Origin of the sequence: Bacillus sp. DX3.1, assembly GCF_030292155.1 — a bacterium.
Lineage (GTDB): Bacteria > Bacillota > Bacilli > Bacillales > Bacillaceae_G > Bacillus_A.
This window is the reverse complement of sequence record NZ_CP128153.1, coordinates 510,429-534,485: the sequence shown is the minus strand read 5'-3', so window position 1 is coordinate 534,485 and position 24,057 is coordinate 510,429. Positions and strand designations below refer to the sequence as shown.

The following is a 24,057-nucleotide window of genomic DNA, read 5'->3' as shown; positions in this document are numbered from 1 at the left end:
TGTTTACGTTGGTTTTTATCATTATGATTCTTTTTATTGTTGCTCATTTTTATTCCCCTCCTGTTCCTTTTTATTATGGAACAGAATCTTATTTTTCATTACGGGAATTATTGTCACTCGTTCGGTAAAAATTCAGTAATGCATTAATTTCCCCACCAAGTAAAATGACCCAAGCTGTTAAGTAAAACCATAACATTAAAATGATAATCCCACCAAGACCACCGTATGTATTAGCATAATTTGCAAATTTATCTACGTAATATGCAAATGAGTACGATACCACAATCCATCCAACCGTTGCAAATAACGCTCCCGATACAACCTCTCTCCTCTTCAGCTTTCGATCGGGTGCAAATGTATATAGAAAGCTAAATAAGGCAAATAACACTAAAAAACTGGCTACTAACCGCGTAATACTCCACACAATAGAAAAACTCTCGGATAAACCAAGCGCTTTAAAAGCTGCGGCCCCAATTACTTGGCCAAACACAGGAACAATTAACGCAAAGACAATCATAAAAATCATTGCTAACGTAAATACGATAGACAAAGCCCTCGTCGCAATAAAAGAACGTGTTTCTTTCACATCATAGGCACGGTTAAATGCATTCATAACTGCATTTACCCCATTCGAAGCAAACCATAGCATTGATAATAAACCAAAGGATAATAAACCACCGTTTTGTTCATTTACAACTTTATCTACGTTCACTTCAATTAAGTTCATTGCATCGTCAGGTATATAAACTTCTAACAACACTAGTACATCCTCTGTTTTGATGGGAATATATCCAAGAAGCGTAATTAAAAAGACAAGTCCAGGGAAAATAGCAAGCAAGAAGAAATAAGCGAGCTGTGCTGCTAAACCCGCCACATCGTCTTGCATCGTTCGGTCATACAAATCTTTTCCGAACGAATACACACGATTTCCCCTTGCTTTTTCTAAGAATTTTTTCATATATCTCTAAACGCTTTTCTTCTCTTCTTTATCTTGTTTTAGCTCAATGAACGCTTCAGTTTTTTTTTGCACTGTACTAAGAGCTACTTCTGTTTCGTCTTCAGGCTCTTCTTTTACTGGAGCAATGGCTTGAATTTCGATTGTTTCTGGTTTTTCCGCTGGCTCCACTTTCTTTTTACTGAAAATTTCTTTCGTTTCTTTTAATGTTTCAACAACAGCCGGTGTTAATTTCTTAATTTCCGCTACCTTCGCCTTTACTACATTGAAATCTGCAAGTTCGCGTCCTTTATCTGTAACAGTTTGCACTTTTTCTTTTATCTTTGCATTCTCGCCAATTTCAATCATTTTTGTTTTTGCTTTTCCTGCTGTATTTTTAACTTTTTCACGGTTTTCTTTCTTTAACATAGAAACAGCCACACCTGCTGCCACACCGATTGCAATGTTTCGCGCTATATTATTCTTCTTTGCCATATTCCTTCACCCTTTCGTCTATTGTGTTAGAAAAAGATGTTCAAAAGGTCCTCGCATTTCTTCGTTACGTCGCCACTCCGGTACTCATGTAGTTCAATCTACACTCCGTATTTTCCTGGCTTCCGCGCCTCGAACTACTCGGCTCTCTTTATCCCCCTTTTTGAACAAGCACTAGAAAGTATTTCTTTCTAAACTCACTCACATTCCTTGCTCATTACGAATGAATGTTAACAACTTTGTACACCCTTCTGTTACAAGGTTATATACTTCTTGAAAGTTCCCTGTAAAATAAGGGTCAGGAACATCCGTCCAGCCACCGTCTGGAACGAAATCGGACAGCCTCCCAATATAGCTTCCTGTTTGACCTAAACTTTCTAAATCCGCTATATTCTTGTTGTCCATGGCAATCACATAATCAAACTTTGTTAAGTCTTCTTTTTCTACTTGACGTGCTTTAATTCCTTCAAAAGAGACTTCATTTTCTTTTAAAATTTTTTGTGTTCCCTCATGAGGTGGATGACCGATATGCCAATCTCCTGTTCCAGCTGAATCAATATGAATTTTATCTTCTAATCCCTCTCGCTTCACAAGATCACGAAAAATTGCTTCTGCCATCGGAGAACGACAAATGTTTCCAAGACAAACAAATAATACTTGAACCATATTTGTTTCTTCCCTTCGTGTACATTTCTTATATATACATATAGTATAAACAACCAAATATTAATTATAAAGGAAATCCCTACTAATTGAATATGATTGAAAAGTTTCATTAACGAAAATGATAAAAAATGTTAAGATAGCCTTATGTTATTTTAAAGGGGGACACATCCGTGGATTTATCCGTAAAATCGCAAGAAAACGTTGAATATATGGTAGAAGCAATTAAAGAAAAATTACGCATGGTAAACGCTGGTGCAATGAGAGCTACTAGCTTTAATGAAGAAATGTACGAGGATTTACGAGACATCTTTGAACATGTGATGAAGCGTGAAACATTTAGCATTAGCGAAATGCAAGCTATTACAGAAGAATTAGGTACATTAATCAAAAAATAATGAAAGCCCTCTATATGGGGCTTTTTTCATTTTCAACAAATTCGTGACAAATCTTCCGTTTTCTTCTTTCTATTTTTAAATACGATACAATACAAATAGAACCTCACCATAGACCTCACATCCCGATACTTACTACGCATAAGTAACTGCCACACTACCATTGCCAACTGTATTTACTGGAGGTGCTTAAATATGAGCAATTGGTACAGTAAGACGAAAGATCAAACAATACGAGAACTTGAAACAAATGAACAATGTGGTTTGACAGAAGAAATGGTTCCAAGTCGTTTAAAAAAGTATGGACGAAATGAACTAGCGACGAAGCAAAAACGAACATTATGGCAACGTATTTTTGCCCAAGTTAATGACGTTCTCGTATATGTTCTTTTGATTGCCGCCCTCATTTCTGCCTTTGTAGGTGAATGGGCCGATGCTAGTATTATCGCTCTTGTTGTTGTTTTAAATGCTGTAATCGGTGTCATTCAAGAATCGAAAGCCGAACAAGCTTTAGAAGCATTAAAAAAGATGGCCACACCAAAGGCAATTGTAAAACGAGATGGCGAATTAAAAGAAATCCCCTCAGAAGATGTTGTCCCTGGTGATATTATTATGCTTGATGCTGGACGTTATATCCCTTGTGACTTACGTCTCATCGAAACAGCGAACTTAAAAATTGAAGAGTCTGCTTTAACAGGTGAATCCGTTCCTGTTGATAAAGATTCACTGTATCATTCGTCTCTTCAAAATGAAGGGCAAATACCGTTAGGCGATCAAAAAAACATGGCATTTATGTCAACGCTCGTTACATATGGACGCGGTGTTGGTGTAGCTGTTGAAACCGGAATGAAATCACAAATCGGTAAAATTGCGACGCTCTTACATGACGCAGAAGATGATGCAACACCTCTTCAAAAAAGCTTAGCACAAGTCGGAAAGTATTTAGGTTTTGTCGCTGTTGGTATTTGTATTATTATGTTCTTCATTGGATTTTTCCAAGGTCGAGACACATTAGAAATGTTTATGACTGCCATTAGTTTAGCAGTTGCAGCTATTCCAGAAGGATTACCAGCTATCGTATCTATCGTTCTAGCGATTGGTGTGCAGCGCATGATTAAACAAAACGTCATCATTCGTAAGCTTCCAGCCGTCGAAGCACTTGGATCTGTTACAATTATTTGTTCAGATAAAACTGGTACATTAACACAAAATAAAATGACAGTTACCCACTTTTATGGGGATGGTACATACGATAAGTTAGAACAATTAAACGTAAATAATAATATGCACCGCTTATTATTAGAAAACATGATTTTATGTAACGACGCTTCTTATACGGCAGAATCACAAACCGGTGATCCAACAGAAATTGCTCTTCTTGTTGCAGGAACTGCCTTTCATCTTCAAAAGGATGCACTCGAATTTGAACATAGACGTGTTAATGAATTACCTTTTGACTCTGATCGCAAAATGATGTCAACACTGCATCAATACGACCAGAACTACTACAGCATGACAAAAGGAGCAATTGATAAACTTTTACCACGTTGTAGTCATATTTTTATCAATGATACGACTCAACCATTAACCGAAGAAGATAAACAACAAATATTACAAGCTGCTCACGCTATGTCTCAAGAAGCCCTACGAGTGCTATCATTTGCTTTCAAAAAGTATGATACACAAAACATCATCCTTGATCACATCGAAGAAAATCTTGTTTTCATTGGACTTGTTGGTATGATTGATCCGCCTCGAACAGAGGTAGAAGCATCAATTACAGAGTGTAAAAAAGCAGGGATTCGCACGGTTATGATTACAGGAGACCATAAAGACACCGCCTTTGCCATTGCAAAAGAACTCGGCATTGCTGAAAAAAAATCAGAAGTGATGATTGGAACAGAATTAGATCGTATTTCAGATGAAAAACTAGCAAACGAAATTGATCATTTAAACGTCTTTGCTCGCGTATCTCCTGAGCATAAAGTAAAAATTGTAAAAGCATTGCGTGAAAAAGGAAATATTGTTTCGATGACAGGGGATGGTGTAAACGATGCTCCATCTTTAAAACAAGCAGATATTGGCGTTGCCATGGGGATTACAGGAACAGATGTTGCCAAGGGTGCAGCTGATATGGTTCTAACAGATGATAACTTCTCCTCCATTGTAAAAGCTGTCGAGGAAGGACGAAATATTTATCGCAACATTAAAAAGTCGATCCTTTTCTTACTCTCTTGTAACTTCGGAGAAATCATTGCGCTATTTTTAGCTATTTTACTCGGCTGGGCTACACCACTTCGCCCGATTCACATTTTATGGGTCAATTTAATTACAGATACACTGCCTGCATTATCGCTTGGTGTTGATCGAGAAGATCCTGACGTAATGAAAGAAAAGCCTCGTCGTACAAATGAAAGCTTATTTAGCGGCAGCATTCCTTTTCTTGTTCTAAACGGAATCTTAATTGGACTTATTACATTAACAGCCTTTATCGTTGGGGCAAAATTGTATACAGGGGATACGGATGTCTTCCCGCTCTTCCCATCTCAAATTGATGATGATGCTTTACTACATGCCCAAACGATGGCGTTTGTCGTACTAAGTTTTTCACAACTTGTTCACTCATTTAACTTACGCTCCACTACAAAATCAATCTTTTCAATTGGACTATTTACAAATAAATATTTGGTCTTTTCTTTCCTTATCGGTGTACTGATGCAAATTTGTATCATTTCTATTCCAGCGCTTGCCAATATATTTGGAGTACACGCCTTAACCGGAGAAGATTGGATTTTTGTTGCATTGCTTAGTATCATTCCACTTGTTGTAAACGAAATTGTAAAAGTTTTTAAGAAAAATTAAAAGGCAATGAGGATTCTCCTCATTGCCTTTTTCATACCTTATCCTTGTAATTCTTTTTTTATATTCGCTGTTAGATCAGCCATACGTTTACGACTTTCTTCACGCTCACGTTTATTTTGTTCCTCAATTTGCTGCGTTTCTTGCATACCTCTCGAAATAATATTCCATGTTTCTTCAAGTGTTTCCATTTTAATGCTAGAAGAACCAGATAATCTTGCTACTTCTACACTTTGTGTTGCAATGTTCTGAGCATTTTTCTTCAATAGCTCATTTGTACGACGGTCAAGTTCCGCCATTGAGTCTGCAACAAGCTTTTGACGTTTTGCATTTACTGCTTGAATAATACCATTTTTAAAAATAGGGATTGTCGTAATAAACGCCGTATTAATTTTACCGATTAATTTGTTGTTACCACGTTGAATCATACGAATTTGTGGTGCTGTCAATAAAGCAACCATACGCGCTTTCTCTAAATCATCAATGCGTTGCTCCAAAATTTCAACAGAGTTTCTCAAAGATTCTAATTCAATACCTGCTAATTGATCGTTGTTACGAACTCGTTCTTCATACATTGGAACTAATTCTGTTTGCAGACGCTCTAGTAACATTTCCCCTGCAACGACATACTTCTCTAAGTCTAAATAATACTTTAAATTTTGTTCATATAGACCGTCTAACGTACCAATCGATTTCTTCATTTCATCTTGGTATTTTGTAATTTCCACATATACTTTATCCATTTCACGGCCCATCGTTTGATACTTACTAAAGATTTGCTCAATCATTTTATCTGCTTTTTTAAACATACGAGAGAAAAAGCCACTTTTTTCTTCCGCAAAATCTTTGCTATCAAACTTATCCATAATTTTACCGAGTTGCTTTAGTAACTCCCCAGAATCTTCGATCTTAGATAAAGACATCGTATGTAAAATTTGATCTGCGAAACGAGAAATCTCCATTGAAGGTTCTTTTCCAAGTTCAATTAACTCTAATTGATCTTTAATATCTACTCCATTATAAATACGTTGCACTTCAGCATCTTGTCTAAGCTGCAAGCGAACATCTTGAGCTGTCTGTTCATTTAATTCAGTTTTTGGATCTAATACGATTGGATTATTATTCATGTGTCATTCTTCCTTTCTTTATAAAAATGGACGGAATAGCCCTTTTATAGTTTGTGATAGGTTTTTGTATGAAGATGGACCATGATATTCAAGATCAAAGCTTACTTCTTCGAGCCAATGAGAATCAAATGCTCCTGCTTCAATATATGGTTCAATATCATTTCTTCCCGTCGGATTAAAATGTAAAACATCAATTCCAATTTGATTTAAAAATAGTAATATCACCGCATCCGAACGAGTTAATTCACCGCTCTTTTCATTGTTAAATACAACGATTTTCGGTACTTCCTGTGAGTAATCAAATTTTTCTAGTAGCTCTAAAATCTTTGGTGGGATTTGCGAAAGTTGTGCAAATACGTAGAGTGCTGTCTCCTGCTTGGTTTCTTTGCCAACTGGCTTACAAAGTTCACTTTCACATGTGTGAATAATCGCTTCTGCAATCCCATGCTGTAACCCTTCAGGCAAACGCTTATGTGGCCACCAATGACTGTTCACAATCTGATCGGGATGAAGATTCCCAGCCCGGTCTAATGCGTCCCGGTAATGAAATTGGAAGTTTGCTTTTTGCTCTTTTGTAAATGGGAATGTATTGATTAACAAGCTGTTATCAAAAGATGTTACTGTCTTCAAGCGTTGGAAATATTCTTTATCATTTTTTGAAACACCCGACACTTTTGCAAATAAAGATGGAATATAAATATGTTTATTTTCGACAAAGAATGTCGGACGAATAAATGCCTTTTCTTTCGTAATTAAAAATAGTTCATCATACGTAGTCTTTAACGTACGTGCAACAGGTGTATACGAACGAAATTGCCACGGTTTGTATAATAGAGAATTATCATGATGAAGCACTTGTTCAATTTCTTTTGATGCTTGATAAGCTACCGTTGCAACACGTTCACGTCGTTTATCAGGAAACGGCTCTAATGCAATATGGCCCGGATGAGAAATAACAAATGTTCTTTCTTCGTCATCAACATTCTCAAAACCATCTTTTCCTTCTGGATGATAATATAAAACATCACAACCGAGCATAATAAGGAAATATAAGAAGTATATACGGCTTTCCTTTGCATCACCGTACCAAACGATGCGAGGCATTTGCTTCTTATAATTCATTGTGGAAAACCATTTTGCAACGTAGTTCTCACTTAATTTAATAATATCAATTAAAAAACGACGAAATCCTTCCGTTTTTAATGATTGATTATGCTGCTTCTCATACAATTTTAATACAGAGATAAAGGTTGTATGTATATAATGCTGTAAATCAGGATTCTCTACTTTCGGTAATAACTGTTTTCCTGACAAATGCGCCACAAGACGGTTTACAGTAAGACCATTCGGTTGTTCTTGATGCAGTGTAAATATTTCTTGAATGTGCTGAAGCTTCTCAGAATCAATCACTTTATTTAAATTTTGTTCATGTAATACAGTAATTCCTTTTGCTTCACTATAATCAAAAAGTTCATTGAAATATTCATCTACATCGTTTGGAACACCAAGAATACGACAAGCAATATAACTAAATTGCATACTGTTCTCTGCCATTTCATAATGTGGACGTTTTTCTAAAATCATTTCAAATTGTTTCAAATCTGCTTCTTCTTTTAATGCATGTGGATGAAGTGCAAAACGCGAAAACACGACAATTCACCTCCAAAAACATTTACTTTTTTTCTGAAGGCCAATGACCTTCTCTTTTATTATAAACTGCCCATTTGATTTTAGGTTATAAAAAATGTGCGCTCGTATAACGAGCACACCCATTTCAATTATTTATCTTCTTTTTTAGTAGCCGCAACTTCTTCACGAGCTTGTCCAGAATTTCGCATATAATGCAAAACAAATGTACCAGCAAATGCAACAACTAAAATAATAAAGAAGACAGTATGGCTTATGTGGATATCAAATACAGACAACAACATTTTCGTTGCAATAATTAAAATTAAAATATATGCTGTCGTTTCAAGCTCTGGAATACGTTCTAGTAATTTTAAGAATACACCTGCAATACCACGCATCATTAAAATACCAAGCATTCCACCTAATAGTAGAATCCAAACTTCATTGGAAACACCAAATGCTGCAAGAACGCTATCTACAGAGAAAGCAATGTCCATTAACTCAACCATTACAACTGTTCCCCAGAAGACGCCAAATATTCTAAAGATAATACTGTCTTGCTTCATCTCATGTGACTCTTCCTCTTCAGCATTCCCTTTTCTCTTATCAATAAAGTATTTGATAGAAAGCCATGCAAGGTAAAGAGCTCCAAGTACTTTAACCCAAGCTAATTTAATTAAGAACATCCCGATTCCAATCGCAATAAAGCGGAATACATAAGCACCAATTAGTCCATAAAATAGTGCTTTTTTACGTTTTTCCTCAGGTAAATGTTTTACCATTACCGCTAATACAAGTGCGTTATCGGCAGATAATAAACCTTCAAGCACAACAAGTGTACCAATTAATCCCCACGATACAGGATCTTGCAATACTCTAATCCACATGTCCAAGTCGAAAAATTGGGCATACGTATCAAGAATTCCCTGTAAAATACTCATCCTACTATTGACCTCTATTCTTTGCTAGATTTATAGAAAGGCGAAAAAAGGAAACGAAGTTCGTTTCCTTCTTATGCATCCAAGCCGTAGGCTCTTACAAGAGCACCTAGTCCACCTTGGAAACCACTTCCTACTGCGTTGAACTTCCACTGTCCATTATGACGGTATAATTCACAAAAAACAACTGCTGTTTCAATGGAGAAATCTTCCCCTAAATCGAAATGAAGTACCTCTTCATTTGTCTCTTGGTTTGCTAAACGAGCAAACGCATTGGCAACCTGTCCAAAGTTTTGGTTACGACCTTCTGCATCATAAATGGTTACTGTAATTGCAATTTTGTGTACATCTGCTGGTACTTTACTTAAATCAACAACAAGTTGCTCGTCGTCTCCGTCCCCTTCACCTGTACGGTTGTCACCTGTATGTAAAACCGATCCACAAGGAGATTGTAAGTTGTTATAGAAAATGAAGTCTGTTTCTTTCGTACATTTTCCATTTACATCTAATAAAAAGGCCGATGCATCTAAATCATACTCTGCTCCACCATCATAGCCCTTAATATCCCAACCAAGACCAATAACTGCTTTTGTAAGACCTGGGCTTGTCTTGCCTAAATCAATTTTCTGTCCTTTTTGCAATTGAATGACCATGTATATTCACCTCTAATGTTATGATTCGTAAAAATGTGTCCATCAGCGAAACGAAAATTTCACTGATGGACGTTTCTTCTTAATTATTCAACATCTAAACCAAAATTGTTACATAAAGATCCTAATCCACCTTGGAATCCACTTCCAATTGCATTGAATTTCCAGTCACCAGCATGACGATATAATTCACCGACTACAACTGCAGTTTCAATCGAGAAGTCTTCTCCTAAATCGTAACGAATTAACTCCGCATTTTTCTCTTCGTCTAAAATACGTACGAATGAGTTAGATACTTGTCCGAAGTTTTGGCTACGACCTTCTCCATCGTAAATTGTAATTGTGAAGCAAATACGTTCAATATGTGCAGGAACATTATTTAATTCAACTTTAATTGTTTCATCATCACCTTCACCATCGCCCGTACGGTTATCTCCTAAATGTTGTACCGAACCATTTGCACCTATTGGATTATTGTAGAAAACGAAGTCTTCTGAACCTGATACTTTACCGTTTGCACCTACTAAGAAAATACTAACGTCTAAATCGAAATCATTTTGTCCATCATAGCGATTTGTATCCCAACCAAGACCAACAATAACTTTAGAAAGACCAGGATTTGTTTTTGTTAAGTCTACCTTTTGTCCTTTTTTTAACGAGATAGCTGCCATATAATATTCCTCCTTGAAAATAGTATTATTGATAACGCGATACAATTTCGCTTAATTTTTTATCTTGTGTGCCTTCTCCAACTGCAGAAAACTTCCAATCATTTCCTTGTCGGTATATTTCTCCTGCAACCAATGTTGTTTTTCCAGCGTAATTTTCTGATAAATTATAACGTGCTAATTCTTCACCTGTTTGTGGATTTCGAATGCGAATATACGCATTTTGAATCATGCCAAAATCTTGACGACGGTTAACACAATCATAAATATTTACAACAAATACTAAACGATTAATACGGCTTGGAACTTTATGCAATTCTACGAACACTGTTTCGTCATCGCCTGCACCTTCACCTGTTAAATTATCACCTGAATGAATAATACTTCCACAAGCAGATAGCTTATTTCCAAAATAAACAAGATCATTCTTATTTAAAAAACGATCATTTTCTAGCATAACCACAGACGCATCACAATCGACGCTTGGTTTGCTTCCAAGTAACGAAGATAAAAATCCACCTGACTGTGCCATCGGATCCCATCCTAAGCCAACCTGTAATTTTATTAATCCTGGTTGCCCTTTCGTTAAATCAATCTTCTGTCCTTTTTCTAGAATAATAGGCATGAAGTTTCTTCCTTTCTTCAAGATATTTTCCTACTGGGAAAATATTGTATTCTTCTTCTATATTGTATCATTATTTGTCGATTGAAAAAAAGAATAAATTTTCAATTATATGAAAACAGTCATTGTATTTATTCATGTTGATGTAAGAAGTGATAAATCGAACCGATCATTCCAGCATGATTACGATTGTGTGCAAGAGTAATCTCGCAATTCCTATAAAAATCAGGCTGCAAATACTTTTGCACTCCTTCTTCCACTTCTTCTAAAAACTTTATACCTCTTGCCGTAATACCTCCACCAATAATAATCGTTTGCGGATTGAAAATATAAGCAAGATTGCTAATCCCAATAGCTAAATGTTTAAAGAACACTCCAACAGCTTGCACAACTTCTTTATCGTTCTCGTCATACAGTTGAAAAATTGTTTTACCATCCCAGTTTCCTTCGCCCTTATATTGCTTCACAAGACGAATTAATCCTGAAATAGATGCGATTGCTTCAAATGGCTTTCCTTCTATTAACATATTTCCCCATTCACCAGCACTAAACGAATGCCCTCGATATAATGTATGATCAATAACAATCGCTCCACCAATTCCCGTTCCAAGTGTAAGCATAATAAAGTTTTTCTTCTGTCTTCCTGCCCCTTGCCATACTTCTCCGAGTGCAGCACAATTCACATCATTTTCAATCGCAACAGGAACTTTAAGTGCGTATTGTAACCTATTCACAATCGGAATACCAGCATAGCGTGGAATATGATCCACGCCGCCAGTTATCATTCCCTTGTTGATGTCAACAATTCCTGCTGTACTAATACCAACACCAAAAATAGCATGCCGCTTCATTACTTCTTGAGACAAACAAATTAGCTTGTGAACAATTTGTTCGCCTCCTAAAGAAGCCTCTGTTGAAACAACTTGATGTTTCAATAACATACCTGTTTCCGAAACGATTCCATATTTAATCTCTGTACCACCAACATCAAATGCAATGTATTTTTTCATCCTGCCGCTCCTTTTAACAGTATGAATCGAGTTATCCCGCATTAACGGGCAGTAAGGCCTCACTGATGAAAATTCCACTTTATTTTAATAAGAGTTTACAAGATTTACAGAACCAGCTTTTACATACACACTGTTATATGCCTTATCATCTGAAACCAATTCATAATATGCACCATAAGGCGTTTGAACTGTTTGCTTAATAGCCACCATCATATTACGAGACGCTGAACCATTTTGATCACCAGCTAAATTTTTGTATATTGTTGAACCTTCCTTTAATGTTCCAAGTCGGTATTTATTTAAATCCTTACTTCCATTCATTGCATCCAATCTATGCATAAGCGATGCAATTTGTTGTCCCCAGTTTTCATCACTTGCATACATGACATTCATACCTTGAGACTTATCGCCTAAGTTTCCACCATTATATGTGTTTCCGCTTGGTGTTAAGTAATGCTTATCAATATACGCTGCACTGAAGTCAATTCCTTCTTCCCACGTTTTAAACGCCGTTGCTCCATTGTATGGATCAGAATCTATCGCTCTAAAACCAAATAAATTTTTCTTATCTTGTGCAATATGACTCTTTCCCCAACCAGACTCTAAAATGGCATGAGATAATAGATAACTAGAATTCATCTCATATTTTGCCGCGGCATTTACAAAATATTGTCCCAATCCAATAAGCGGGCTGTCCGGACTGGCTTTGCGTAAGAAATCATCAATTTCCTGTCCTGTATATGTAGACGTTACACGCAGTGGCACATATTCAAAATATTGATAACTATCTTGTCCACCAACTTGTGTTTTATCAAACACTTCATAACGTTCGCCCTCTTTTAAGTGTTTCGGTGCATTACCAACTTGATACGTTGTATATTTACCAGACGAAGGGTTATATACATAATGATACATTTTTCCATTTTTTGCTGAATAATATGATGTTTTAGCACCCGTCATTGTCGGATGTAATGTTACATCATCTACATTCACATACCCGGTCAATCCATCAATTTTCACATGAATACGATCACCAGCAGTCTTCACAAACTTTAAGTCCGCTCCACCTTTTACATATGTAAGCTTTTTACCAGTCGTAATATCATAAATATCGATAACCCCATTTGCCCGAACAAATCCTTGCTTCATATTCACAACTTTACCGTCACTCGTAATATAAGCATCTTCTTTCATATTTTGCATAATTTGTTCAGCTTCAACTTCATTCGGTTTTTGAATCTTTTGTGATGAAGTAACAATTTCATAAGACGAAGAGCCTTGTTTTACTTTTAAAAATTGTAATGAGGCATAGCCTTCACCACCACTAAAACGAATTTTTGCCCAGCCATTCTCTTTGCCAACTATCGTAACAGTTTCTCCATTTTTCAAATGGCCAACAATTGCTTTCCCAGTTGATGGACCTTTGCGAACATTTAATAACGAAGCATTTACAACTGCTCGTTCTTCTGTCACTCCCCCAGGGTTTGTCGTATTTGTAGAATCATTACCAATCTTCACAAATTCTAGCGAAATGTAACCTTCTTTTCCTTTATAGCTTATTTTCGCCCAGCCATTTGCTTTTCCTAAAATCGTTACTTTTTCACCTTGTTTTAAGTTTCCGAGAATCGCACTGCTTGTATTCGCTTCGCTTCTTACTCGTAAACTTGTTGCGTTGATTGTTCCGTTTTCTTGCGCACCGTTTGTGATATTTTCTCCAGGTTTCTCTTCTTGCTTTCCTGCTTCTATCTTCACAAATTCTAGCGAAATGTAACCTTCTTTTCCTTTATAGCTTATCTTTGCCCAGCCTTTTGCTTTCCCTAAAATCGTTACTTTCTCACCTTGTTTTAGGTTTCCTAGAATTGCGCTGCTTGTATTCGCTTCGCTTCTTACTCGTAAGCTTGTTGCGTTGATTGTTCCGCTTTCTTGCGCACCGTTTGTAATATTTTCTCCAGGTTTCTCTTCTTGCTTTCCTGCTTCGATCTTCACAAATTCTAGCGAAATGTAACCTTCTTTTCCTTTATAGCTTACTTTCGCCCAGCCGTTTGCTTTTCCTAAAATCGTTACTTTTTCACCTCGTTTTAAGTTTCCGAGAATTGTGCTACTTGTATTCGCTTCGCTTCTTACTCGTAAGCTTGTTGCGTTGATTGTTCCGCTTTCTTGCGCACCGTTTGTGATATTTTCTCCAGGTTTCTCTTCTTGTTTCCCTGCTTCGATCTTCACAAATTCTAGCGAAATGTAACCTTCTTTTCCTTTATAGCTTACTTTCGCCCAGCCGTTTGCTTTTCCTAAAATCGTTACTTTTTCACCTTGTTTTAAGTTTCCGAGAATTGAACTACTTGTATTCGCTTTGCTTCTTACTCGTAAGCTTGTTGCGTTGATTGTTCCAGATTCTTGCGCAACGTTTGTGATATCTTCTCCAGGTTTCTCTTCTTGTTTCCCTGCATCTATCTTCACAAATTCTAGCGAAATGTAACCTTCTTTTCCTTTATAGCTTATCTTCGCCCAGCCATTTGCTTTCCCTAAAATCGTTACTTTCTCACCTTGTTTTAAGTTTCCTAGAATTGCGCTGCTTGTATTCGCTTCGCTTCTTACTCGTAAGCTTGTTGCGTTGATTGTTCCGCTTTCTTGCGCACCGTTTGTGATATTTTCTCCAGGTTTCTCTTCTTGCTTTCCTGCTTCTATCTTCACAAATTCTAGCGAAATGTAACCTTCTTTTCCTTTATAGCTTACTTTCGCCCAGCCGTTTGCTTTTCCTAAAATCGTTACTTTTTCACCTTGTTTTAAGTTTCCGAGAATCGCACTGCTTGTATTCGCTTCGCTTCTTACTCGTAAACTTGTTGCATTAATTGTTCCGCTTTCTTGCGCACCGTTTATGATATTTTCTCCAGGTTTCTCTTCTTGCTTTCCTGCTTCTATCTTCACAAATTCTAGCGAAATGTAACCTTCTTTTCCTTTATAGCTTATCTTTGCCCAGCCGTTTGCTTTTCCTAGAACTGTTACCTTTTCACCTTGCTTCAAGTTTCCGAGAATCGCACTGCTTGTATTCGCTTCGCTTCTTACTCGTAAACTTGTTGCATTAATTGTTCCGGATTCTTGCGCACCATTATTAATAGTTGGTTGTTGCTTTGATTCCGATGGTTTTGATCCTTCCGCATTCTCACCAATTTTCACAAACTCTAACGAGATATAACCTTCTTTTCCTTTATATTCAACTTTTGCCCACCCATTTGCTTTTCCTAAAACTGTTACCTTTTCACCTTTTGTAACATATCCAAGAATTGAACTTCCTAAAACAGGACTTTTTCGAACATTTAAACGTGTCGCTGTAACGATACCGTTTTCTTTTTTTCCGCTATTAATGGTTGATTGTTGTTTCGTTTCAACTGGAGCCTGTGCTCCTGCTAGTTTTAAAAATTGTAGTGAAACATAGCCTTCTTTCCCATCATGAGAAATTTTCGCCCAATCTTTTTCTTTCTCTAAAACTTTTACAGTTTCGCCTTGCTTTACATGTCCAACAATTGGACTTTGTGTTGTAGGTTGTTGACGTATATTTAGATTTGTTGCATTTACTGTCGCTGAATTGTCATCCTGTGCAAAAGCATGAGTGGAAACAAATGATGCTGCTGTTGCTACAAATGTACCTGCTATGATTTGTTTTGTTGTTTGTTTCATATACTTATCCGAATATAAACGATGTTATATTCTTCAACCCTCCTTTGGTAAAAATCGGTTTACTATTTATCCCGCATTAACGGGCAGTAAGACCCCCACCTCAAGATTCGGAGAAATCAAAGAAGATAGGTGGGGGATAACTGCCCGTAAAAGCCCGATTCGTTCAACTAACCATCAGTGGGGGATGAAGAAAACCCCCACTGATGGAAGTTTCACTTTATCTTAACATATCCTCCTTCATTCATTTTCTAAATACAATTATTAAACTTCTGTGAACAAACTCCCCCACCTAACTTCTTTGCTTCTTGCAGAACTGTGAGGTGGGAGTATTACTACCCGCGAGTAGTGGGATAAATATTTTTGAACTAGTATGTAAAATAGACCCTCATCTCGAATTTTATAAAATCGAGATGAAAGTCCATTTTAAAACCTATATATATCAAGTAAAAAAATTTGGATTACGACTGCAAATAACCGTACTGTTATTGTTTAAAAAAACGAACCAACTTTAACTGTAACAACTTATTATCCATTTAATTATGTCGGGAACGCTCCAAAACAATATATTATCCAAGCGATGCTTATTAAGAAAAAACATTATCTTCAAACCGCACAAGCTAACTACTTGTACATGAAATGTTTAATAAGCCTTCCCCCAATACACCATATGCTTTGCTTCTTTCCCGCAGCACACGCAGTGCTCTGCTACTTGTTCTTGTTCAAATGGCATACAACGCGATGAAACGCCCGCTTCTTCTTTCAATTTTTCTTCACAAGCAAGCTCGCCACACCACATTGCTTTTATAAAGCCTTGCTTTTCCTCTGCAGCTTGCTTCATTTCTTCAAAAGTAGTAACGCTATATGTGTTTTCATCACGAAATACTTTTGCCTTTTGGAAGAGAGAATGATGAATCTCATCAAGTAACGATTTAATTCGTTCTTCTAATTGGTCCATTGATACAAATTCTTTTTCTTTCGTATCCCGCCTTACAAGTACAACCTGATTTTTTTCAATGTCTTTTGGCCCAACCTCTAAACGAATTGGTACACCTTTCATTTCGTACTCATTAAATTTCCAGCCCGGTGTTTTGTTACTTGCATCGATTTTTACACGGGCCACTTTTTGAATTTGCCCTTTCAGCTCGGCTGCTTTTTCTAACACACCTTCTTTATGCTGCGCAATTGGTACGATAATGACTTGTACTGGCGCGACTCTTGGTGGCATAACGAGTCCGTTATTATCTCCATGAACCATAATAAGTCCGCCAATCATTCTCGTCGATACCCCCCAAGAGGTTTGGTGTGCATATTGCCACTTTCCATTTCGATCCAAAAATTTAATATCAAATGCTTCAGAGAAATTTGTACCAAAGTTATGGGACGTACCTGTTTGCAACGCTTTTCCATCATGCATTAAACTTTCAATCGTATACGTTGCTTTTGCACCTGCGAATTTTTCCTTCTCTGTTTTTTGTCCTTTAATAACTGGAATCGCTAAATAATCTTCACAGAAAGAAGCGTATAGATTTAAAATATTCAGTGTTTCTTGCTGGGACTCTTCTGCTGTTTCATGAATCGTATGACCTTCTTGCCATAAAAATTCAGTTGTACGAAGAAATGGTCTTGTCGTTTTCTCCCAGCGGACAACTGAGCACCATTGATTATATAACTTTGGCAAATCATTATAAGACTGTACAATTTTTGAAAAATGCTCGCAAAATAATGTTTCTGACGTTGGACGAACACAAAGGCGTTCTGCTAACTTCTCGTCTCCTCCATGTGTGACCCACGCCACTTCCGGTGCAAATCCTTCCACATGATCTTTCTCTTTTTGCAATAAACTTTCTGGAATAAACATTGGCATATACACATTTTCATGATCAGACTCTTTTAACTTTTCATCTATCACTTTCTGCATGTTTTCCCATAATGCATATCCGTACGGACGTAAAATCATACACCCTTTCACACTTGAATAATCAACCAACTCGGCTTTTTTTACAATATCGGTATACCACTGTGCAAAATCTTCTTCCATTTTCTTAATCGCTTGTACTTGTTCTTTTGCCATATCTATTCTCCTCCTTTATAAAGTGAAACTTTGGTTAATGAGGGCTTCATCCCTTACTAATCATTAATTGAACCAACCGGGCTTTTACAGACGGTTATCCCCCATCTATCTTTTTTTGATTTCTCAGAATTTTAAGCTAGGTGTCTAACCGCCCTCGAATAGCGGGAGAAAATAAAAAAAGCCCGTGTCCCCAAATAGGGACCGAGCTTTTGCCGGCGTTACCACCCTGATTCATATACAAATAAATTGTACATGCTCTCTTCTTGATAACGGGAAATTCCCGCTGCAAATGCAGAACGCAAAGGTAGGTTCCATATCGCCTTTTAAGAATCTCCCAGCCTAACGGATTCTCTCTCTGCAAAAAGATGTGACATGTACTAATCCTTTTTCATCGTTATAACGAAATAAATTTGTTAAACATCATAATATAAAATTTATTTTAAAACAATAGAAAATTTCCTCATTTATATATTCTTTTCATTTTTTTCTGTTTTATACTGAAATTACACGTATTTATTCTGAAACAGTTTTACAAATTGATGAGCAATCATACCGATAATTGTGCCTAATAAGACAAAGAAACACGCAATCGCATAACCCATTCCATCCCAGCCACCAATTGCAAAAACTGTAACGGGGAAGAAAACAAAACAGAGGAGCATTAAAATGAGTGCAAATATAATATCAAATCTTCTATGTGGAAATTGTTTCTTTAACAAAAAAGAAACAGTAAACACAATAAGAATTGTTACAGCACCAATAATAAAAAATGTTTCAAATCCATTCATCATATCCCCTCCTTCCATTCATTTCCTTATACTTATTATATGTTTAAAAATTCAAAAAATAAACAATAAACTTTTTACAAAAATAAGTTTTTATAACCAGGTATTAATAGTAATATATATTAATACATTTTATATATATAAATCCATTTTGATTTTTCGACATATAAGCCGCTGCTATGGATAACAAAAGGTAACCTGCACTCGTTTTCTCTCTTTGTTTTCACTATGTCTGGGCAGGAAAAGGATCTGACCGCTTCTATACATGGCCGGATGCTCTCTCCCACCTAAAAAGAAGGGTTTTATGTCGGCTTTTTAATTTGTATTTATATAAATCGGAGGTATATTCTATGGGCAAACCATTAACAAAACATGCAATTATTTTATCTTTTGACTGTTTATCAGCTTTAGATTTTCCTATACTACAAAAACTTCCTCATTTTCGTTCTTTAATAGAGCGAGGCGCCCTTGCCCGAAAAGTAGAAGGGATTTATCCTTCCGTAACATATCCAAGTCATACCACCATTGTAACTGGTAATTACCCTGCCAAACATGGTGTTGTAAGTAATACATTACTGCAACCTGGAAGGGAATCCCCTGATTGGCATTGGTATCGCCGTTCTATTAAAGGAACAACGCTCTATGATGAAGCACGAAAAGCAAATTTAACAACCGCTGCACTTCTATGGCCTGTTACAGGTAGAGCCAAAATCGACTACAACTTACCAGAAATTTTTCCAAACAGACCGTGGCAAAATCAAGTTCTCGTTTCATTATTTAGCGGAAGTCCATGGTATCAACTAGATTTAAATCGTCGTTTTGGCCATATTAGAAATGGATTGTCACAGCCTGAGCTTGATGATTTCGTTCTCGCTTCTGCTATACATACCATTCAAACTAAAAAACCTAACGTCATGTTTGTCCACTTTACAGATTTAGATACACAGCGGCATTATTATGGATTTTCTTCGGACGAAACGACAGCCGCTATTCATCGTCATGATGAAAGGCTAGGAAAGATTATTCAAGCATTGAAAGATAGTGATATGTACGAAGAAAGTACAATTATTGCCCTCGGTGATCATAGTGCTTTAAGCGAAAATAAAGCCATTCAGTTAAATGTTCTTTTCCATCAAAAAGGACTGATTTCCGTTAATCCAAAAGGCAAATTAACAGATTGGAAAGCATATTGTCAAAGCTGTGATGGTTCAGCTTACGTGTATGTAAAAGATAAAAATGATATTGAAACCATTCAAGCTGTGCAACTGCTTCTTGAAGAACTTCTCCAAGATAAGCAAAACGGAATTGAATTTATACTACATGATGAAGAGGTAAAAGAACGCGGAGCTGATGGCCGTTGTCTCTTTATGCTTGAAGCACGAGAAGGCTATTACTTTGTAGAAAACTATACAGGGGATTTTATAAAAGAAATCACGGAGAAAGATGTAACTTCCAGTAAAAAATATACGTTTGGTACGCATGGATATTCTCCGACAAAGCCAAACTATGAAACTATTTTTATGGCTGCTGGGAAAGGCATTCGCCCAGGAGTAATTATTCCCTATATGCGTCTCATTGACGAAGGACCGACAATTGCACGATTGCTTGGATTGCATCTCGGTGAGACAGACGGAACGGTTATAGAGGATTTACTTCAATTGTAAAGAAATGTGTATATATGTAAAAGTTACGTAAAACTTACCTCTGTTTCTCTTTTTACGATTTTTATTTTGTACACTAATGTTAGAACAAATTTGAGGAGGAACATGATATGAAAAAAATGTCCAGACAAGAAAAGAGCTGGATATTGTATGACTGGGCAAACTCTGTATATTCGCTCGTCATTACAACTGCACTATTCCCGATCTATTTCAAAGCGGCGGCAAAAGAAGCTGGCATCACCGGGGCAAATTCAACAGCATTTTGGGGATATGCCACCTCATTATCTACGCTTTTAATTTCTATTCTTGCTCCAATTCTTGGTACAATTGCCGATTATAAAGGATTTAAAAAGCGTTTCTTCACATTCTTTTTTGCACTTGGTATTGTATTTACAAGTATGTTATCAATTGTCCCAACCTCACAATGGTTCTTACTGCTAGGCTGCTATATGCTCGCTTTAGTTGGGTTTGCTGGAGCAAATATTTTCTATGATGCATTTTTAGTTGATGTTACAACAGAAGACAGAATGGATCGTATTTCAACACGCGGCTTTGCATTAGGGTATATCGGGAGTACGATACCATTTATCGGTTGCATCGCTCTTATTATTCTTGCACAAAAAGGAATCATCCCATTATCTGTCAGCATTGCAAGTCAAATTTCATTTGCCATCACAGCACTTTGGTGGGGACTATTTACGATTCCAATGCTCAAAAATGTAGAACAAACACATTATATCGAACGTCATCCAAAACCAATTAAAATGAGCTTTAAGCGTTTAGCTCATACATTTAAGAACATCCGTCAATACCGAACTGTATTTTTGTTTCTCCTTGCTTACTTCTTCTATATTGATGGTGTCGATACAATCATTACAATGTCCACAGCTTACGGAACGGACCTTGGTATAAGCGCGACAAACTTACTTATCATTTTATTTGTAACGCAGATCGTTGCTTGTCCATTTGCCTTATTGTATGGGAAACTATCTGAAACATTCAAAGGAAAGAAAATGTTATATATCGGTATCATGATTTATATCATTATTTGTGCATACGCTTATTTCTTAAAAACAACACTCGATTTTTGGATTTTAGCAATGCTTGTCGCAACTTCCCAAGGCGGTATTCAAGCATTAAGCCGCTCTTATTTTGCGAAGCTTGTACCGAAAGAATCTGCTAATGAATTCTTCGGTTTTTACAATATCTTTGGTAAATTTGCAGCTATTATGGGCCCTGTTCTAGTCGGTGTAACAACTCAACTAACAGGGAAAACAAATGCTGGTGTACTAAGCATTATCATTCTATTTATTATCGGTGGATTTATATTAACACGCGTACCAGAAGACACAGCTTCCGTTACACCACCTGCGCCAAAATCAGAAACGTTATAATATAAAAAATGTCCCATTCATATAGAATGGGACATTTTTTATATTTTCATCTTCTATATATTTAGATAGAAACAACTTATCAACGATTGTGCCTAACACTTCAGCTAAACGGAACGCAAGCGCTCAACTCGGATTGTATTTATCCCGCATTAGAGGGCAGTAAGCCCCCCCATTCATGCCCTGCACCTGCTTGAGGAAGAGAACTTCTGTTGGAGTATTGTTAAAATTAGATTTTAAAGTGCCTTTACTACGCCTCATGCTTTTCTTCCATGTTCATTCGTAATATCGGTACAATTGCAAGTAAAATGAAAAGCATCGCTATACAAAATACAACAATGAGTGATGTCAGTTCCTTCAATCCTCCGGCTAAAGAGGTTCCAATTAACATGGTACCCATGAATAACGGTAAAATGGTACCATTTACACGCCCCACCATATTTTCTGGTACCATTTGAATCATAAGCGTTCCAACAACAATATTAACGCATGCTAAACAAATCCCTGTTCCAAATCGCATCATACTAGTGAGCCAAAACGATGTAGATAGGCCCTCAACAAGAAACGAAATGGCCAAGACTGTCATACCAAATACAAACATTTTTTTCGGATTTACTTTCGAAGCAAATACTGCTGCCACCACGCCTCCGATTAACATACCCATTCCATCAGCAGCTGTTAAATATTGCACAGCTTCCTTTTCCATCCCTAATCGCTCAATAACAAGAAACGCTTCTAGTGGTTGTGTTAACCCAACTGCTAAACCAATAATAGAAAAAGCAATCGCAATCATCAATAGATTTTTTGTTTGAAGAACATATTTCCATCCTTCTTTTATATCATTCCATAATGAAACGCGTGCAGGTTTTTCTTTTTCCATCCACTTTGGCAAAAATGAAAGACAGATAGCAGATAACATAAATAAACCAATTAAACTATATAGTGAAACAAAAAGTCCAAGCTGAGTATAAACAATTGTCCCTACAACTGGCCCAAAAATAAGGAATATTGACTGTAAACTTTGACTCATTGCAATAGCGGTTGCAACTTGTTTCTCTTCTACATGACGCTTAAACACACGCGATGATGAAGGTTGTGAAAATTGGCCGACGACCGCTGAAACAAACGTTATAAAAAATATAGCTTCCCAATAGTTAACTTTTAATAATAAGACAATCCCAATGATAGATAACATACTTAACATATCTCCAGCTACCATCGTTCGCTTCGGGTTCCAACGATCTGCTAGTGCTCCGCCGATAAAGGAAAAGATAAAAATTGGCGCATATTCCATAACAGATAATAATGAAACAGAAACAGGATCATTATTTGTTTGCTCCATCACAAAATACAAAAGTGCCATATTCCGAATCCAAATTGCAAACTGCTGTAAAATATCAGAAATCATAACGAGCATAAATGCTCGATTTTTTAATAAATCTTTCATTATATCTCCCCACTTTTTAAACCGACCGTTCAGTCTATTTTAATGCAGAAGAAAAGCTGCTGATTATTCAGCTGCCATTCCTTGTAACAATACATCAATTGCTTTTTTATAAATTCGTTTCATTTCTGTAGAATCTACTTCGTAGTAAAGAACGCCAAGACCAGATAATAAACCATTTACGATATACATAAGATCCCGTACATCATCTTGACGGAATTCTCCTGACGCCATTCCTTCTTCAATTAACGTTTCGAACACACGATACGATTCTCTTGTTAATGCTATCATTTCATCCATAATATCTTTGCTTACAACTTGACTCGTTACAAACTCTTCAACCGCGCTAAATATAGGGTGTTGCGTATCTTCTACATGATACTCAGCAAGACCATATAATTTTTCGGTACTCGTGCGATATTGCTTTTCTTTTTCTGTCCACTTTTCAAGCCAATCATACGTATGCTGTTTTACCACGAATAGGAACAATTCTTCCTTACTTTTAAAGTGATAATAAATACTGCCCTTACTACGCTCTGTAATTTCACAAATATCTTCCATAGATGTTGCAGCATAGCCTTTTTGTGAAAATAACACTTCTGCTTGATAAGCAATTTCTTTTTTTATTTCTTCTGCACTTTTTCTCATTTGCACACCTCACTAAACCGACCATTCAGTCTAATATTAACAAATAAAGAACCTCTATTACAAGAGGCCTTATTCCTACTTATTAAAATATATTTTCAAACCACATGCGGATCGTATGAATGATGCCCACTTTGAATGCGAATTTAACGATAACTACCGCTCCTGCTGCTATTAAAAATAACGCGATTTCCCCTTTGTTTTTTACTTTTGGTGTCTTTTTCATTTCTATTCCCTTTATAACATTGTTTTTTCTTTATTTTGTAATATAGTCTAAATAAAAAAATACCTTTACGGCTGCTATATCAAGTGAAACTTTAATCAGTGTAGGTTTTACTGCCCATTAATGCGGGATCAATTAAACAAATGTTTGTTTAGCTTATTCCATGCGGGTTGAAGTC

20 protein-coding genes, 2 pseudogenes and 1 other annotated feature are annotated in these 24,057 nt (G+C 36.6%); of the genes and pseudogenes, 5 read left to right on the top strand and 17 right to left on the bottom strand.

Annotated elements, in window-relative coordinates:
• Positions 1-88: 88 nt before the first annotated feature.
• The 3 genes from QRE67_RS02625 to QRE67_RS02615 all read right to left on the bottom strand — a co-directional run bounded on the left by QRE67_RS02625 (position 89) and on the right by QRE67_RS02615 (position 2,092).
• Positions 89-958 (bottom strand): YihY/virulence factor BrkB family protein, encoded by an 870-nt coding sequence (locus QRE67_RS02625; protein WP_286123416.1) that lies wholly within the window; start codon positions 956-958, stop codon positions 89-91.
• A gap of 6 nt (positions 959-964) precedes the next feature.
• Positions 965-1,429: a DUF4075 domain-containing protein gene (locus tag QRE67_RS02620; protein WP_286123415.1), complete on the bottom strand. Its 465-nt coding sequence runs from the start codon at positions 1,427-1,429 to the stop codon at positions 965-967.
• 198 nt (positions 1,430-1,627) lie between these two features.
• Complete coding sequence (locus tag QRE67_RS02615; protein ID WP_286123414.1) at positions 1,628-2,092, bottom strand: low molecular weight protein-tyrosine-phosphatase; 465 nt, start codon at positions 2,090-2,092, stop codon at positions 1,628-1,630.
• A 170-nt stretch (positions 2,093-2,262) separates the two neighbouring features.
• Here QRE67_RS02615 and QRE67_RS02610 point away from each other — a divergent pair, with 170 nt between their 5' ends.
• Positions 2,263-2,487 (top strand): DUF1128 domain-containing protein, encoded by a 225-nt coding sequence (locus QRE67_RS02610; protein WP_286123413.1) that lies wholly within the window; start codon positions 2,263-2,265, stop codon positions 2,485-2,487.
• A 192-nt stretch (positions 2,488-2,679) separates the two neighbouring features.
• On the top strand, positions 2,680-5,346 hold the full coding sequence (locus QRE67_RS02605; RefSeq protein ID WP_286123412.1) for a cation-translocating P-type ATPase: 2,667 nt from the start codon (positions 2,680-2,682) through the stop codon (positions 5,344-5,346).
• Between the two features lie 38 nt (positions 5,347-5,384).
• Here the strand turns inward: QRE67_RS02605 and QRE67_RS02600 are convergent, their stop codons facing one another.
• The 8 genes from QRE67_RS02600 to QRE67_RS02565 form a co-directional block, all read right to left on the bottom strand.
• Positions 5,385-6,470, bottom strand: coding sequence for a toxic anion resistance protein (locus QRE67_RS02600; RefSeq protein ID WP_286123411.1), 1,086 nt, complete (start codon positions 6,468-6,470; stop codon positions 5,385-5,387).
• 18 nt (positions 6,471-6,488) lie between these two features.
• A complete protein-coding gene (locus QRE67_RS02595; protein WP_286123410.1) occupies positions 6,489-8,120 on the bottom strand; it encodes a YceG family protein in 1,632 nt (543 codons plus the stop codon).
• A gap of 128 nt (positions 8,121-8,248) precedes the next feature.
• Entirely contained in the window at positions 8,249-9,040 is a 792-nt protein-coding gene (locus tag QRE67_RS02590) for a TerC family protein (RefSeq protein ID WP_286123409.1), read from the bottom strand.
• Between the two features lie 71 nt (positions 9,041-9,111).
• A complete protein-coding gene (locus QRE67_RS02585) occupies positions 9,112-9,690 on the bottom strand; it encodes a TerD family protein (protein ID WP_286123408.1) in 579 nt (192 codons plus the stop codon).
• Between the two features lie 83 nt (positions 9,691-9,773).
• The gene (locus QRE67_RS02580; protein ID WP_286123407.1) at positions 9,774-10,358 is read right to left on the bottom strand and encodes a TerD family protein; all 585 of its coding nucleotides are present in this window, start codon (positions 10,356-10,358) and stop codon (positions 9,774-9,776) included.
• A gap of 25 nt (positions 10,359-10,383) precedes the next feature.
• Positions 10,384-10,980, bottom strand: coding sequence for a TerD family protein (locus tag QRE67_RS02575; RefSeq protein ID WP_286123406.1), 597 nt, complete (start codon positions 10,978-10,980; stop codon positions 10,384-10,386).
• A gap of 128 nt (positions 10,981-11,108) precedes the next feature.
• Positions 11,109-11,987 carry an ROK family protein gene (locus QRE67_RS02570; RefSeq protein ID WP_286123405.1) on the bottom strand — a complete coding sequence of 293 codons (879 nt, stop codon included), beginning with the start codon at positions 11,985-11,987 and terminating at the stop codon, positions 11,109-11,111.
• 84 nt (positions 11,988-12,071) lie between these two features.
• Entirely contained in the window at positions 12,072-15,659 is a 3,588-nt protein-coding gene (locus QRE67_RS02565) for an SH3 domain-containing protein (RefSeq protein WP_286123404.1), read from the bottom strand.
• A 425-nt stretch (positions 15,660-16,084) separates the two neighbouring features.
• Between QRE67_RS02565 and QRE67_RS28820 the strand changes: the two are divergent.
• Positions 16,085-16,245: pseudogene (locus tag QRE67_RS28820) on the top strand (sortase family protein); the annotation flags it as partial.
• 54 nt (positions 16,246-16,299) lie between these two features.
• Here QRE67_RS28820 and proS read toward each other — a convergent pair.
• Complete coding sequence (gene proS / locus QRE67_RS02560; RefSeq protein ID WP_286123403.1) at positions 16,300-17,730, bottom strand: proline--tRNA ligase; 1,431 nt, start codon at positions 17,728-17,730, stop codon at positions 16,300-16,302.
• 193 nt (positions 17,731-17,923) lie between these two features.
• Positions 17,924-18,131, bottom strand: a binding site (T-box leader).
• Between the two features lie 102 nt (positions 18,132-18,233).
• Positions 18,234-18,518: a YesK-like family protein gene (locus QRE67_RS02555; RefSeq protein WP_286125177.1), complete on the bottom strand. Its 285-nt coding sequence runs from the start codon at positions 18,516-18,518 to the stop codon at positions 18,234-18,236.
• Between the two features lie 347 nt (positions 18,519-18,865).
• On the opposite strand from QRE67_RS02555, the gene QRE67_RS02550 reads away from it, so the two are divergent.
• Together QRE67_RS02550 and QRE67_RS02545 are read left to right on the top strand one after the other, a co-directional pair.
• Entirely contained in the window at positions 18,866-20,179 is a 1,314-nt protein-coding gene (locus tag QRE67_RS02550) for an alkaline phosphatase family protein (protein ID WP_286123402.1), read from the top strand.
• Between the two features lie 107 nt (positions 20,180-20,286).
• On the top strand, positions 20,287-21,570 hold the full coding sequence (locus QRE67_RS02545) for an MFS transporter (protein WP_286123401.1): 1,284 nt from the start codon (positions 20,287-20,289) through the stop codon (positions 21,568-21,570).
• Positions 21,571-21,630: 60 nt separating this feature from the next.
• Here QRE67_RS02545 and QRE67_RS02540 read toward each other — a convergent pair.
• The 4 genes and pseudogenes from QRE67_RS02540 to QRE67_RS02525 all read right to left on the bottom strand — a co-directional run.
• Positions 21,631-21,714 (bottom strand): annotated as a pseudogene (locus QRE67_RS02540) (helix-turn-helix transcriptional regulator); the annotation flags it as partial.
• 103 nt (positions 21,715-21,817) lie between these two features.
• Positions 21,818-23,017 carry an MFS transporter gene (locus tag QRE67_RS02535; RefSeq protein ID WP_286125176.1) on the bottom strand — a complete coding sequence of 400 codons (1,200 nt, stop codon included), beginning with the start codon at positions 23,015-23,017 and terminating at the stop codon, positions 21,818-21,820.
• A 60-nt stretch (positions 23,018-23,077) separates the two neighbouring features.
• Positions 23,078-23,659: a TetR/AcrR family transcriptional regulator gene (locus tag QRE67_RS02530; protein WP_286123400.1), complete on the bottom strand. Its 582-nt coding sequence runs from the start codon at positions 23,657-23,659 to the stop codon at positions 23,078-23,080.
• Positions 23,660-23,741: 82 nt separating this feature from the next.
• Positions 23,742-23,888, bottom strand: coding sequence for a histidine kinase (locus tag QRE67_RS02525; protein WP_483298697.1), 147 nt, complete (start codon positions 23,886-23,888; stop codon positions 23,742-23,744).
• Positions 23,889-24,057 lie beyond the last annotated feature (169 nt).

Excerpts from the sequence above, each read along its gene's own strand:
- QRE67_RS02550 (WP_286123402.1), top strand. The coding sequence starts at position 18,866 with ATGGGCAAACCATTAACAAAACATGCAATTATTTTATCTTTTGACTGT.
- QRE67_RS02580 (WP_286123407.1), bottom strand. The coding sequence starts at position 10,358 with ATGGCAGCTATCTCGTTAAAAAAAGGACAAAAGGTAGACTTAACAAAA.
- QRE67_RS02590 (WP_286123409.1), bottom strand. The coding sequence starts at position 9,040 with ATGAGTATTTTACAGGGAATTCTTGATACGTATGCCCAATTTTTCGAC.
- QRE67_RS02565 (WP_286123404.1), bottom strand. The coding sequence starts at position 15,659 with ATGAAACAAACAACAAAACAAATCATAGCAGGTACATTTGTAGCAACA.
- QRE67_RS02615 (WP_286123414.1), bottom strand. The coding sequence starts at position 2,092 with ATGGTTCAAGTATTATTTGTTTGTCTTGGAAACATTTGTCGTTCTCCG.
- QRE67_RS02620 (WP_286123415.1), bottom strand. The coding sequence starts at position 1,429 with ATGGCAAAGAAGAATAATATAGCGCGAAACATTGCAATCGGTGTGGCA.
- QRE67_RS02600 (WP_286123411.1), bottom strand. The coding sequence starts at position 6,470 with ATGAATAATAATCCAATCGTATTAGATCCAAAAACTGAATTAAATGAA.
- QRE67_RS02555 (WP_286125177.1), bottom strand. The coding sequence starts at position 18,518 with ATGAATGGATTTGAAACATTTTTTATTATTGGTGCTGTAACAATTCTT.
- QRE67_RS02570 (WP_286123405.1), bottom strand. The coding sequence starts at position 11,987 with ATGAAAAAATACATTGCATTTGATGTTGGTGGTACAGAGATTAAATAT.
- proS (WP_286123403.1), bottom strand. The coding sequence starts at position 17,730 with ATGGCAAAAGAACAAGTACAAGCGATTAAGAAAATGGAAGAAGATTTT.
- QRE67_RS02545 (WP_286123401.1), top strand. The coding sequence starts at position 20,287 with ATGAAAAAAATGTCCAGACAAGAAAAGAGCTGGATATTGTATGACTGG.
- QRE67_RS02575 (WP_286123406.1), bottom strand. The coding sequence starts at position 10,980 with ATGCCTATTATTCTAGAAAAAGGACAGAAGATTGATTTAACGAAAGGG.
- QRE67_RS02625 (WP_286123416.1), bottom strand. The coding sequence starts at position 958 with ATGAAAAAATTCTTAGAAAAAGCAAGGGGAAATCGTGTGTATTCGTTC.
- QRE67_RS02530 (WP_286123400.1), bottom strand. The coding sequence starts at position 23,659 with ATGAGAAAAAGTGCAGAAGAAATAAAAAAAGAAATTGCTTATCAAGCA.
- QRE67_RS02605 (WP_286123412.1), top strand. The coding sequence starts at position 2,680 with ATGAGCAATTGGTACAGTAAGACGAAAGATCAAACAATACGAGAACTT.
- QRE67_RS02585 (WP_286123408.1), bottom strand. The coding sequence starts at position 9,690 with ATGGTCATTCAATTGCAAAAAGGACAGAAAATTGATTTAGGCAAGACA.